Source organism: Rothia nasimurium (assembly GCF_928381705.1).
Taxonomy (GTDB): Bacteria; Actinomycetota; Actinomycetes; order Actinomycetales; family Micrococcaceae; genus Rothia; species Rothia nasimurium_G.
Genome location: NZ_CAKMSR010000001.1, coordinates 276,866 through 289,049 on the forward strand (window position 1 = coordinate 276,866; position 12,184 = coordinate 289,049).

Below are 12,184 nucleotides of genomic sequence, written 5' to 3' on the forward strand. Positions count from 1 at the left end.
TGAACCTGTCGATGACGCCCCGGGGGGGCGCTCGCGGGGGCGGGTCTCTGCCCCGGGTGGTGGGTGCTAGTAAAAAGGGTGTCCTCAAAGTGGATACCCCTGGGCTTCTGCCCCGGGTGGCGAGCGCTGGTCTAGCTGGCAAGGCGTAGGCCCCCGTAGTTCCGGCCCGCATATACGGCCGTTTCTTCTGGTGTTATGCGGTGCCCTGCAATGTAGGCGGCGATAGCTGAATGTTCGTACCGCACAGACGAGCCCACTTTCACATAAGGAATGCCTTTCTGTAGGTTTCGCCAGTTCGCCAGGGTGCTCACGGGTACGCCGGTGAGGTCTTGCACCTCTTTGGGGGTATAGAGCCGAATATCAGCGGTTTCTACCGCGTCGGCCTTGTGCTGTTTGCCGTGCCCGTAGATACCTAGGCGGGGCCGGGTTTCTGGCAGTCGTTGAACAGGCATTGCTTCTAGATACCTCTCTCTAGGTTCTGCTGTGCCCCCAACGTGGGGGCCTTATCCAAGCCGGTGCCGCCTGTCTGCAAACTGAACGGCGCTGGCTCAAATCTGTTGCCCGCGAGCGCGGGTGTTCTGGGCTTATGCATGGGAGCCCACTAGCTGCCCGGTTCGCTGCTGCTGGGCGGCGTCGGGGGTTTCTGCTGGCTCGTTTTGGGCGGCTATCCATTCGTTCACGGCGGTTGCTGAGTATCGAACAGCGCCGTTTATGCGAGTGGTGGCCGGGCCCTTGCCTCTGTGTCGCCATTGGGTGAGGGTGGCGGGTTTGATGTCTAGCTGCGCTGCTAGTTCGTTGGTGCTGTAGTAGCGCTCTATGTCTGCCATGAGGGCGACACCTCCAGAAATTGATTACCTGAAACTTGATTTTAGAATAATTGAATAATCGTGTCTCGTCAACAAAATAATGGAAAATAGATTATTATGAATCTATATACGTTACACAGGGTAATCTTGTATGCATGGACGATACGCAAGTCGGCAAGAACGTAGCCCGGTTGAGAGCCCCTAGAAACCAAACCGAACTAGCGCAGGCCATGCGAGAGTTTAAGCCTGATGTTTACAACTGGACACAGGCGACCGTTTCCGCAATTGAAAAGGGGAACAGGTCGCTGAAGCTCACGGAAGCAATGGACGTTGCGGAGGTGCTCGGGGTTGAGCTGGAAGACCTAACAAGCCCTGCAAGCTTTCAGGCCCTGCAAGAGGTGATAGATAAGGAAACCCGCGCGTTGCAAGACGCTTTCGTACAGGCTAAAAAGGCCATATGTAAGCTCTACACAGTTCGCTTCAAATATGGCTTACCGGTACGAGAGGCTGCACAGCGTCGTATACACATCACTGAATCACGAGGGTCTATCCGCGAGTACCTAGACCTTGACTCTTTCACGGAAACATATCGACAAGCGCACCTCTGGGCAGCGATTGAGGAGGGAATTACTGACCGGTGGACGGGGGAAAAAATATTTGAGAACCTTGAAGTTTCCCCAAATGAAGACATGATAGGTGAGATTCAAGCTAGGCAAGAAAATGAGTGGAGAGAACACCTACTTTTAGAGTCAATACAAGACCCTGACCCTACCCCCTAAGCCCATGACCCGGAAGGCAAAACGGCAATGGCGACCATAAAACCCTACGAACTAGGCACCGGCTCAAGCGCTCGCGAGCGCACCCGTTACCGTGTCGTGTACCGCCGCCCGGACGGAAAGCAAACCAGCAAGTCAGGTTTCAAGACCAAGCGCGCAGCTGAATTATTCGTAGCGTCTGTTGAGGTGAGCAAGGCTAAGGGTGAGTATGTGAACCCCTCAGATGGGGCGGTTCCGGTTCGGGCTCTCTCTGAGGCATGGTTACGGCGCAAAAAGGCGCTGCTGAAAACGTCGGCTTATCAGCCCCTGGAATCGTCGTGGCGTAATCACGTTATGCCGGTGTGGGGTGAGGTTGCGATCAAGGACGTTCGCAAGTCTGATGTTCAAGCGTGGGTAGCTGAGCTGCTGACCGGCTCTAGCGCCACTAAACGCAAGCCGTTAGGGGCCACATCTGTTATTCGTGCCCATGAGGTACTAGCGGGCATTCTTGAGAATGCTGTTACTGACCGGCTTATTTTGGTGAACCCTGCTAGGGGTGTGGACTTGCCGCGCAAGAGTCGCAAGCCTAATGTGTACCTCTCGCATGATGATGTGTTTAGGCTAGCTGCCCTGACTGGGCGGCCTGAGTTGGTGCTGACTCTGGCCTATACGGGTATTCGATGGGGTGAGGCGGCCGGGTTGCAGGTCAAGCATGTGAACTTTGCCCGCCGGCGTCTATCTATCGAGCGCAACCTAGTTGAGGTGCAGGGTGGGAAAGTAGATGTGACCACCCCTAAGAACGGTAAAGCCCGTTCTGTGCCGTTCCCGGCTTTTCTTGAGCCCCATCTGAGGGATATGTGTAAATCGAAGCTAGCGAGCGCCTCTGTGTTTACTGAGCCAGATGGGGGCACCTTGAAGCGCCCCAACTCTCGTAAGGGCTGGTTTGTCTCTGCTGTGAGAAAGGCAGAGCTAGAGCATATTACCCCGCATGATTTGAGGCATTCGGCTGCCTCATTCGCGGTGGCCTCTGGTGCTCACGTCAAGGCAGTACAGCGCATGTTGGGGCACCAGAGCGCGGCCATGACCCTAGACCGCTATGCAGATCTTTTTGATGGTGATTTGGACGGTGTGGCGAGCGCTCTTGATGAGGCGGTGTCTATGAGTGGGGCGCGTCTGGTGGTTGTGCCGGATATTGCCTAGTGCTGGGCTCTGCTGCTGCCCCTTGAAAACCGACGATTTGTCGGTTTTGGGTACGCTCGCGGGGCTCTGCTGCTGGCTTTTAAAACCGGTGTTTTGCCGGTTTTGGGTGCGCCCGCGGGGCTCTGCTGCTGACCCTTGAAAACCGCCGATTTGGCGGTTTTGGAATGGCTACCGGGGCCGGTGGGGGGGCATTGCCCGCACCGGCCCCGGCTTCATACTCAGGGAGGAACCTGGGAAGATTAGCCGCAGAGGGGCGCATATTAATTTCTCTTATCCCTCAGCTACAGGGCGTTAGTTAAGGTTATTTCTTAGCCTTCTTATCCCAGTACGTTTGAGCGATAGGCGCAGTGATTATGTACTCTGCTAGTGCATCTTCCATTTGCTCGAACTCGTCATGCTCTTTTTGCAGTTCTTGCGGTGTGCCCCAATGCAATCTGATAGATTCGCCGGGGCGAGCAGCGCCACCGGTTAGACGCGCAATTTTCGCGATATTTTCTAGGTCTTGCGGTGTGATCGGCACACCGTGAACTTTTGGCCTAGGCTCTCCGGGCACACGTTCATCTGGGCGAACGTACACATAGCGGTAGTTTTCTTCTTGAGTGGTTGCAGGGAGTGCCTTCCCCTTGGTGAATAGGTGAGACTTGGACGGTCGGGTGTAGGAAAAAATCGAGGGAATCAAGTTCACAAGCATAATCCCAGTGTTCAGTGTGTTAGCTGCTGCCCTGCATGTTGCATATGCTCGGGCTCTCGCGTCGGTTGCGGTGATCGTATCTACAGATAAAACGAGACCGTCTAGGTGTTTGTCGAATGCCTCTGTAAATGTTTTGGCTTCTTGGTTGAATTTCTTTCGTGCGGCGTCGATGTTGTCTCGAATGTAGGCGAATTGGGTTTTTACGTCGCGTTCATGTACCTGAGCGCGTACCTGTTTAACCTGGCTTACGCCCTCTGGGCTGCTAGCGAGGTTAGACGCTGCTATAGCTTTTGAAAAGTGTTCTAGCGCAGTTTTAGCGTCCCCCGCTATCAAGGCACTATCAAATTTCTCAAGGTATGCATCTGTATCGGTTGCCTCTTGTAGCGCCTTATCGATAATTTCCGCACCTGTTACAGGTTTGGGCACCCCTGTTAGCTGGTGTATATGACTGATAGCTTCCTCAATATCCCAGCGCTTATTGTTTGATACGTCAGAGTGAATTAGGGAGGGGTGTGGCTCAAGATGCGCATAAGGGTTAGTAGCTTCTTTGGCGGGCATGGGGGCCTGTCCTTTCTGGTAGTTCTCATACAGTTCAGCAGCACTAAACAAACCGCCCGATCTCGTGTTTAGCGGTGACTTGTGAGCGCTTTGCTTACACTGGCTAGTTGTTCCTGTGGTAGCGCCGGCAGGGGTTTGCTGCCCTGATTTTTTACCGTTTGGTGTAAAGCCTCTGAATGCGCAGCTGACCGGCGGCGCTCCAACCTTAACACCGTGCAGCTTCCAAATGGCCTGAGCTCGCGCACCCCTACCTGTTGCCCAGCCGGCAACATTGAACCAGCCTCATGCTCACGTAAAGAATCACTGAATAACCTAGACCTGACTAGGCAAAAAACCACTAAAAACACCCAAAATAGGCATGATTTAAAAGACTTCCCAGACCCGTACACAGCGCGAGACCCAGAACGGAGCGGGAGGGAGCCAAAACACCCCCGGGGGGAGCCCCCACGGGGGGGTAAGCGCAGACTATGCCCTCACATGCGAAAACAACAGCTCCACAGGTGAGGAAAAATGCACCAAACACGGGGCAACCACAAATACGCCCAGCCACGCTAGAAACCAAGCCCCGCGCAGCTCTCGAAACCTCTTACTCACCTCATGCCGCCGCCCCTCTGGCTGGCTCTGTGCCGCTCTGGGCGGGATATCGTAGTACATCTACTACCCTGGGCGCTGGCAGGGCTTAAGCGGCCAGCCTAACGCGTGTAGGCGCGAGCTGACCAGCACCCGGCGGCGCGAGAGTGTTAAGGTGAGAGCGTCGCCGGTCATGTGCTCATGTTGGCCGGTCTGCTAGGTCAGTAGCCCCCGCTCGTCGTATGCCGATGACGTCGGGCGGGGTAGCCTCTCTAATCTGGTATGTGGTGATTCAAAGGGTGCCCCGGTAGTTGCAGCAATGCTCTACCGGGGTTTTTGCTGCCTGTCCCCTACCACTGACCCGGCGGCGTCCTACATGCCCACCCCCTGGCCCTGCTGCCCCTTTCTGCTGCTGGGCATTCAGAGGCGAGCGCGGGGGTGTTTTTGGTGGTTGTGCTTGTGTTTTTTGGGGCTGGTTTTTCCCGGGGTTTACCGCCAGTTACCTACAAAATGTTGCGGAAATGTTGCGGATAGGGTGTTTTCGAGGTGCGAAAAACCCCGTTTATTCCTGGCTTGACTAGGATAAACGGGGTTTTTGCCTGTGGCGGTGACGGAGGGATTTGAACCCTCGGTACGGGGTTACCGTACACAACATTTCGAGTGTTGCACCTTCGGCCGCTCGGACACGTCACCAAACTCTGGAAATTTTACCCTAGATACCCCGGTCACTCAACTCAGTGGGGCTTACAGGCAGGGCCCTAGCCCTGGATGTAGCCGTCGATGGTGAGCATAGCCAGCTCGGCCCCCTCGTCGGGGGTGCGCTCTGCGCCGTGGCGGGTTTCGTCCATGGAGAGCATGAAGACCGCGCCAAAGATAATGAGGGAGACCCCCTCGATGGAGCGGTCTGTGCGCACGGTGTAGCGGGTAGCCAGGCGGCTAATGAGCTCGCGGATAAAGCGCATGATGTCTGCACGAATCAGGTCGGTGGTGGGCGACCATTCAGCACCGGCCCTCCAGAGCTCTGACACCCACAGTCGGGCGAAGCCGGGGTGCTCGCTCAGGTAGATAATGGCGGCGTGCAAGGCGCTCCGCAGGGCTTCTCGGGGGTCGTCGTGGTTGCTGGCAACCGTGGTCATCTCGGCCAGCAGCAGCTTGGCACCGTATTGCAGGAGCTGGTCAATCATGGTCTTCTTCGACCCGAAATTGTAGTAGACCGTGCCCTTTGAGACCCCGGCCCGCTCCGCGATGTCCTCGACGGTGGTGGCGGTGGGGCCACCCTCGCTCATGATGTCCATGGCAGCTTCAAAGAGTTTGAGCTGGGTTTTGTTGGTGCGCCCGGGGCGGCGGCTGCTCGCCTCGACCACCGGTGTTTGGTGTGCGTAGACGACCGCTTCTACCTGTTGTTTGGCCACGCCTGCCCCCTTACCGTATTTGAAAAAATAGTATTGCTTTTTCAAAGATACATGATTGTGGGGCGGCTGTGCAGTTTTCTGCGGGGCGTTTTAGGGCAGCCCCTCCTCTACTAGCGATGTTTTCTAAAGAAAGTAGTCAGCAGCTCGGCGCATTCGCTCTCAAGCACCCCGGGGTAGACCTCTACCCAGTGGTTGACCTTGCGGTCACGCAGCACGTCGTAGACGCTCCCGGCAGCCCCTGTTTTTTCTTCCCAGGCCCCCATCACCACGGTGGGCAGGCGGGCCAGCAGGATAGCCCCGGCGCACATGAGGCAGGGTTCGAGGGTGACGACCAGGGTACAGCTCTCTAGCCGCCAGCTCCCCAGGTGTTCGGCGGCCTGCCGAATGGCGATCACTTCGGCGTGGGCGGTGGGGTCGGCATCGGCCTCGCGCCGGTTGTAGCCGCGCCCGATGACCTGCCCGCTGGCGTCCACAACCACCGCGCCAATGGGCACATCGTCGCTGGCTAGGGCCAGCTTTGCCTGGTCGATGGCCTGGCGCATGAGGGCTTCGTGCTGTAGGTTGCGCGGACGCGTGGGCAGGGCGGATCGGGGCATGGTTCCTTCGGCGCGTGCTTAGTTGGTAAGGGCCAGGGCGTAGGGCAGGACGGCGGTCGCACCGGCTGCCCGCAAGGTGCGAGCGGTGACGGTGGTTGACCAGCGAGAGTCAATTCTATCGGTGACGAGGAGAACCGGGCCCGGGTTAGTCGCCAGATAGTTGGCCGCTGCCGGGGGCAGGCGGTAGGCGTTCAGCACCCCGGCACAGCGGAAGACGCTGTTGCCGCCGAAGTGGGCGGGGGCGTCCGCCAGTTCAAAGTCGCCCAGGTCGGCCAGGCGTCCGGCTGCGGCAATACCGCGGGCCAGTGAGGATGCCAGCTGCGGACGCACTGGCGAGGGCAGCCCAATGACGGCGACCGGGCGCTCCGCCCAGCCCCATTCAGCCAGCACCTGCAGGCTGGCCCGGCCCAGGTCAGCGGGGACGGGACCGTCCACAGCCTGCCCGTCGGGGCCGGGGGCGAAAATCTCGCGCAGGCGGTTACCCCAGCCCAGGTCGGTCAGGCGGGCGAGGGCCCGGCCCTCACTAGCGCGTTCAGCCTCAGCAATTTTGCCGCGCAGGGGCTTGCCGGTGACTTCATGTACCGCCTGGGGAACCAGGCGGTCAAGGCCGGTGGGCCACATGCCGCGCGGCTCAATGAGTACGCCCACGCGGGCCAGGGCCGCCCCGGCCTGCTCGGTCAGGGCCGGGTTGAAGCCGGTGGGGTACCAGGGGCCAGCGCACACGTCGCAGATGCCGCAGGGACGGGCTGTGGTGTCGTCCAGTTCGCGGGAGAGGAAGACCATGCGGCAGGTATCGGTGTGCTGGTAGGCCAGCATGGCTTCCTGCTCACGCTGACGGGCCTGACGCACCCGGGCATAGCGGGGGGCGTCATAGTGCCAGGGGGCTCCGGTCGCCACCCAGCCGCGGGAGCCGCGTTCTACAGCCCCTTCCACCGCTAAGACTTTAAGGAGCAGGTCAAGAGAAGAGCGCTTAACATCGACTCGGGTTTCGAGGGCGGGCACGCTCAGCTCTGTGCCCGCGGCGGTTGCCTCGGTTAGTGCCGCCAGCACGGCCCCTGTGTTTTCTTCGGTCGGCATCGAGGCGGTGGCGAAGTAGTCCCAGATTTCCCTATCTTCACTGCCGGGCAGCAGGAGCACATCGGCCTTGATAGCGCCACGACCGGCTCGGCCCACCTGCTGGTAGTAGGCTACAGCGCTGGAGGGCGCCCCAAGGTGCACCACAAACCCCAGGTCAGGCTTATCGAAGCCCATTCCCAGGGCGCTGGTAGCGACCAGGGCTTTAACCCGGTTTTCTTTCAGGGCGCTTTCGGCCTCGCGCCGTTCATCGGGGTCGGTTTTACCGGTGTAGGCCAGCACCTCGTAGCCAGAGGCCCGTAGGGCTGTGGCGGTGTCTTCGGCCGCCGAAACGGTCAGGGTGTAGACAATGCCAGAGCCCGGCAGGCTGCCAAGGTGGGTGGCTAGCCAGCCCAGGCGGTCGCTGGCGGTAGGCAGGGTAAGGACGCCCAGACGCAGCGAGTCGCGGGACAGCGGGCCCCGCAAAATAAAGACTTCATCAGCGGAGCCCGCACTACCCTGCTGCCGGGTGCCGAGCTGCTCGGCAACGTCCTGCACCACCCGCTCGTTAGCGGTTGCGGTGGTAGCCAGCACGGGGACGCCGGCGGGCAGGGCCGCGATCAGGTCGCGGATGCGGCGGTAGTCGGGGCGGAAGTCGTGCCCCCAGTCAGAGATACAGTGGGCCTCGTCGATGACCAGCAGGCCGCAGGTACGCACCAACTCGGGCAGCCAGTCTGAGCGGAAGGAGGGGTTATTGAGCCGCTCAGGGCCCACCAGCAGCACATCGAGTTCACCGGCAGCGAGCTGGGCGCGCACGGCGTCCCACTCGGTCACGTTCGACGAGTTGACCATAGCTGCCCGCACCCCGGCGCGGGCAGCGGCCTCTACCTGGTCGCGCATGAGGGCCAGCAGGGGCGAGACGATGAGGGCGGGCCCACTCCCCCGCCTGCGCAGGAGCAGGGCAGAGAGGAAGTAGACCGCCGACTTACCCCAGCCGGTTCGCTGGATTACCAGGGCCCGGCGGCGCTGCTGCACCAGGGCCTCAATGGCCTCAAACTGGCCGGGGTGGAAGGTGGCGGCGGGGTTGCCGGTCAGGCGGGCAAGGAGCTCGGTAGCCTCAGCCCGCAGGCTCCCGGGCGAAAGGACGCCGCCCGCCACCGGGTCTGGCTGTTGGGGCAGGGGCACTAGCGCTGGCCCCGGTCAGCACCCAGGTAGGCCTGCTGCAGCTTCCACTGCTGGTAGGCCTTGATCTGACGCATGTAGGTTGAGACGGGGTTCTTCCAGACGAAGACCAAAAAGACGATAGCTAGCACGCCAGCAAGCAGGTCTACCAGCATGGTCCAGTGGAAGATCAGAAGCAGGGTCAGTGCACCCATGAGCAGGTTCAGAATCTGGATGCTCGCCACGACGGTCAGAACGATACGGGCCCAGTTATGGCCCTTGTTCATCATGATGGTGAAGAAGACGAGCAGGGCTGACCAGATAAGACCAAAGACCAGACCCATAATGAGGCCGGCAGTAGCGAAACCTGCATCTGCGCTCGCAGTTATCTCAGCCTCCGCCGCAGCGAAGTCTTCTTCGGTCATTATCCCGCTGAAGAGGGAGAGGATGCTGTTGCTCGTTGCCTGCTGAATCTCCTGGTAGAAGATAGTGCCCAGAATAGACCCCAGAACGCCCAATCCAATCATCACGTACATGATGAGGCTAGCGGTTTTGAGGGACTGTGGACGCTCGGGGGCATCCATGTGGGCGGGGAGGCCCTGCCCGTAAGCCTGGGCGTAGCCGGCGTAGGCGCCCTGCTCGGTGTAGTAGCCGGGCTGGGTTGCCGAATAGGCCGGGGGCTGGGCCTGGTTGGGGTAGGTGGGGGGCTGGTAGTTACCGGTGGTGTTGTCGTTGCCGGGGTACTGGCTCACGGGGTCCTCCTGGTCAGTGGGTGGCCGATGCTTGCTTTAAGCCTACCGGCCAATAGCCCCGCTCACCAGGGTTTACGCAATTTCGAAGATGCCGCGAGCCCGGTCCTTTTTTACGGAGGAGGCAGGGAAAATACGGCCGCTCATCGAAATGTAGACGCCGGGTTCGAGCAGGTTGAGGGCGGCGACGGCTGCGCCCAGGTTGAAGCTGGCGTCGGACTTCCGCATAGACGCCGGCTGCATGGCCCCGGTGAGCACAACTACCTTGTTGCCGAGGGTGGCGTTGGCTTCGAGGTAGCGGGCGGTTTCGGGCATGGTGTCGGTGCCGTGGGTGATGATGATGCGGTCGTTCTGTACGGCGTTGAGGGCCTCGGTCAGCACGGCACGGTCGGCATCAACCATATCGAGGCTGTCGAGCTTGAGCACGCTTTGAACCTCAAAAACGGTATCGGTAAGCACGTAGCTGAGCAGCTCGGGCACTGAGGGTTCGCCGATTTCCAGTTCACCGGCGACGGAGTAGACCTTGTCGAAGGTGCCACCGGTGGTCAGGATGGTCACGGTCTCTGCGTTGTTGATGGGCATGGCTTCCTTGAGGGTTGTGGGGTGCTTGTTTCTAAGTCTAGTGGAGGGTCAAGCGGACACCCGTGGCCGGCTCAGTGGGCGAAACGGCAGCCCAGCACCCCACAACTTTCACCAATAGCGAACAGGGTCGTGCGAGGGTTCGGTAAACCCACGGTAAACACCAGGGAAAGTAAGGTGGGCCACAAAATTTTACCCCGAAAATGTCAAGTCTATACAACCTTAAAGTCGTCACCTGGTTATCAGCATCGACCACATTTTCGCCGCAAATTATGTCTTTGATCTGCCCTCTGAAATCCAGCCCCACGCCCTAGTTTTTACCGCTCAAAGCGTACAAGCTTTCTGCTCATTGAGGGCGTCCCTCTGACAGCCAAAGCCCACCGTACGCCTATCAAGTTCGCGAGGGACGTTGCAGAGCTTCTGCACCAGGTCCGCCAGGGCGATAACGCGGTGAACCCGCTAACCCCCTCCAAGTACCGCAATCCGCTCTATGAGGGTGCTGATGTGGTTTTTCTGACTGACTGCCCGCCTTATGCCCTCAAAGCCTTCTCAGAGCCCCTGAGAGCCTTTCTAGCGGCTCAAGACCCCCAGGAACCCACCCAGGAGCCACCTAGCGCATCCTACGCCGATTTGGGGCGAGTTAGAGGCAGGTCAACGTAACGAGACAATTTTTCAGACCATTCGGCGTACTGCCTACCGTGGCGGGGACTTTGAAGCCCAAGCCTATGAGCTGAACGAACGATGCAATCCGCCGTTAGCCTTGTCTGAGGTCGCTGGAATCGTAAGAAGTGTTCAGAAGTTCATGCGTGAGAAGTACACCCCGAAAACAGGTGCCCAGGGGCGGGAGCCTATGCCTGATGCCTTGCGTGAGTTTATGGCTGAGATTGGGCGCAAGACACAAATTCAGGCTTTAAAAGAGGCCGGATACAGGCAGAAGCAGATTGCAGAAAAATTAAATTTAAACGTTAGATACAGTGCAGCGAGCCTGGAACTAAGCCTAGGGCGACACTTACGGAGCTTAATCAGGGTATTACGGTTTCCGTCCGTCTGCCACGAGACCACCCTCCCTCTGGCCCAGCCCTGCCAATCTGAAAAAGCCTCTTGACAACCTCTAGGAGCTGAGAGAATACTATGACTAAAGTCACACATAGCTCACTCTTACCTACCCTCGGAGGCCCCCTACGAAAGCCCCCTACCGTGGTCTTGCTACCACTCTATACATCGCTATCTCCGCGACCTTGTTTGCTGGGACGGCTGTCACGCCGGTTTATGCCAATCCGACCAAAGAGTTTATTTAGTGAAAAATAAGAATCTAACTTCCATTGTCGTTACCGTACTTGTCCTTGCTGTGCTTCCTCTTCCTCTAGCGTTGGCATTGACCGGCGTTGAAGGTATTTTGCACGGCTCTGCAGCTGCATTGAAAGAGTTTCTCGTAAGTTATTTATTCGGGTTGTTTACATTGCTTGTTGGGTTGGGCTGGTTCCTCTGGAATAACCGTGACTCCAAGCAACAGAAAAAGTAACCGGATAACTTTATTAAAGAACCGCATACCAACTCTTCAGAGTGGTATGCGGTTCTTTACTTTTAATGACCTGCCGTCATAGCTAGTGAAAACGACAGCGACGAGATAGTTACCCCCAAAGCACTCTTGCTAACCCCGTCAAGGTCTACGTGCTTATACACCTACCCAGTGCAGATATTCAGTCAGGCAGATATTCAGTCAGGCACCTGGGCTTCAACGCTGCCACCTCAACCCGCAGCTTCCTGGTCACCCTGGCCAACCCCATCAAGGCAGGTGAAACCCAGCTGGTCGCCAACCTCAACTTCGGTGATGGCCTCACCTCCGAAGGCCGCCTGCGCAACTACATCACCGTCACCCAGGTAGGCCGCATCGCCGGGGACACCTCAACCGGCAACGACCAGAACCGTGACTCCCGCAAGATTACCCTGACCGACACCGGCCGCAAGGCTACCGGCATTTTCTAAGCCGCCCAACCCCAAGCTCCGGTTGCCCGGCTAGTTGCGCCCCGGCGTCCTTGCCTTCGATACGGCAG

Annotated in this window: 13 protein-coding genes and 1 tRNA gene; 5 read left to right on the plus strand and 9 right to left on the minus strand. The window is 58.7% G+C overall.

Annotation, left to right across the window (positions count from 1 at the left end):
- Positions 1–131: 131 nt before the first annotated feature.
- Together L6762_RS01330 and L6762_RS01335 are read right to left on the minus strand one after the other, a co-directional pair.
- Positions 132–452 carry a helix-turn-helix domain-containing protein gene (locus L6762_RS01330; RefSeq protein ID WP_237185199.1) on the minus strand — a complete coding sequence of 107 codons (321 nt, stop codon included), beginning with the start codon at positions 450–452 and terminating at the stop codon, positions 132–134.
- A gap of 132 nt (positions 453–584) precedes the next feature.
- Complete coding sequence (locus L6762_RS01335) at positions 585–827, minus strand: helix-turn-helix domain-containing protein (RefSeq protein WP_237185200.1); 243 nt, start codon at positions 825–827, stop codon at positions 585–587.
- Between the two features lie 134 nt (positions 828–961).
- Between L6762_RS01335 and L6762_RS01340 the strand changes: the two genes are divergently transcribed.
- Together L6762_RS01340 and L6762_RS01345 are read left to right on the plus strand one after the other, a co-directional pair.
- A complete protein-coding gene (locus tag L6762_RS01340) occupies positions 962–1,585 on the plus strand; it encodes a helix-turn-helix transcriptional regulator (RefSeq protein ID WP_237185201.1) in 624 nt (207 codons plus the stop codon).
- Between the two features lie 183 nt (positions 1,586–1,768).
- Positions 1,769–2,761 (plus strand): tyrosine-type recombinase/integrase, encoded by a 993-nt coding sequence (locus L6762_RS01345; protein WP_237185202.1) that lies wholly within the window; start codon positions 1,769–1,771, stop codon positions 2,759–2,761.
- A 301-nt stretch (positions 2,762–3,062) separates the two neighbouring features.
- On the opposite strand, the gene L6762_RS01350 is transcribed toward L6762_RS01345, so the two are convergent.
- From L6762_RS01350 to L6762_RS01380, 7 genes are all read right to left on the minus strand, one after another.
- Positions 3,063–4,010, minus strand: coding sequence for a hypothetical protein (locus L6762_RS01350; protein WP_237185203.1), 948 nt, complete (start codon positions 4,008–4,010; stop codon positions 3,063–3,065).
- A gap of 1,172 nt (positions 4,011–5,182) precedes the next feature.
- Positions 5,183–5,273, minus strand: a tRNA-Ser gene (locus tag L6762_RS01355).
- A gap of 65 nt (positions 5,274–5,338) precedes the next feature.
- The gene (locus L6762_RS01360) at positions 5,339–5,992 is read right to left on the minus strand and encodes a TetR/AcrR family transcriptional regulator (RefSeq protein ID WP_237185204.1); all 654 of its coding nucleotides are present in this window, start codon (positions 5,990–5,992) and stop codon (positions 5,339–5,341) included.
- Between the two features lie 110 nt (positions 5,993–6,102).
- Positions 6,103–6,588: a tRNA adenosine(34) deaminase TadA gene (gene tadA / locus L6762_RS01365; RefSeq protein ID WP_237185205.1), complete on the minus strand. Its 486-nt coding sequence runs from the start codon at positions 6,586–6,588 to the stop codon at positions 6,103–6,105.
- 18 nt (positions 6,589–6,606) lie between these two features.
- Entirely contained in the window at positions 6,607–8,826 is a 2,220-nt protein-coding gene (locus L6762_RS01370; RefSeq protein WP_237185206.1) for a RecQ family ATP-dependent DNA helicase, read from the minus strand.
- Complete coding sequence (locus L6762_RS01375) at positions 8,826–9,554, minus strand: hypothetical protein (RefSeq protein ID WP_237185207.1); 729 nt, start codon at positions 9,552–9,554, stop codon at positions 8,826–8,828. Before L6762_RS01375 ends, L6762_RS01370 begins: the two co-directional genes overlap by 1 nt.
- Positions 9,555–9,626: 72 nt before the next feature.
- A complete protein-coding gene (locus tag L6762_RS01380) occupies positions 9,627–10,133 on the minus strand; it encodes an asparaginase domain-containing protein (protein WP_237185208.1) in 507 nt (168 codons plus the stop codon).
- A 625-nt stretch (positions 10,134–10,758) separates the two neighbouring features.
- Here L6762_RS01380 and L6762_RS12010 point away from each other — a divergent pair.
- The 3 genes from L6762_RS12010 (at position 10,759) to L6762_RS01390 (ending at position 12,116) form a co-directional block, all read left to right on the plus strand.
- Positions 10,759–11,235: a primase C-terminal domain-containing protein gene (locus tag L6762_RS12010; RefSeq protein WP_423817073.1), complete on the plus strand. Its 477-nt coding sequence runs from the start codon at positions 10,759–10,761 to the stop codon at positions 11,233–11,235.
- Between the two features lie 192 nt (positions 11,236–11,427).
- The gene (locus L6762_RS01385) at positions 11,428–11,652 is read left to right on the plus strand and encodes a hypothetical protein (protein WP_237185209.1); all 225 of its coding nucleotides are present in this window, start codon (positions 11,428–11,430) and stop codon (positions 11,650–11,652) included.
- 149 nt (positions 11,653–11,801) lie between these two features.
- Complete coding sequence (locus L6762_RS01390; RefSeq protein ID WP_237185210.1) at positions 11,802–12,116, plus strand: hypothetical protein; 315 nt, start codon at positions 11,802–11,804, stop codon at positions 12,114–12,116.
- The last annotated feature ends 68 nt before the right edge of the window (positions 12,117–12,184 follow it).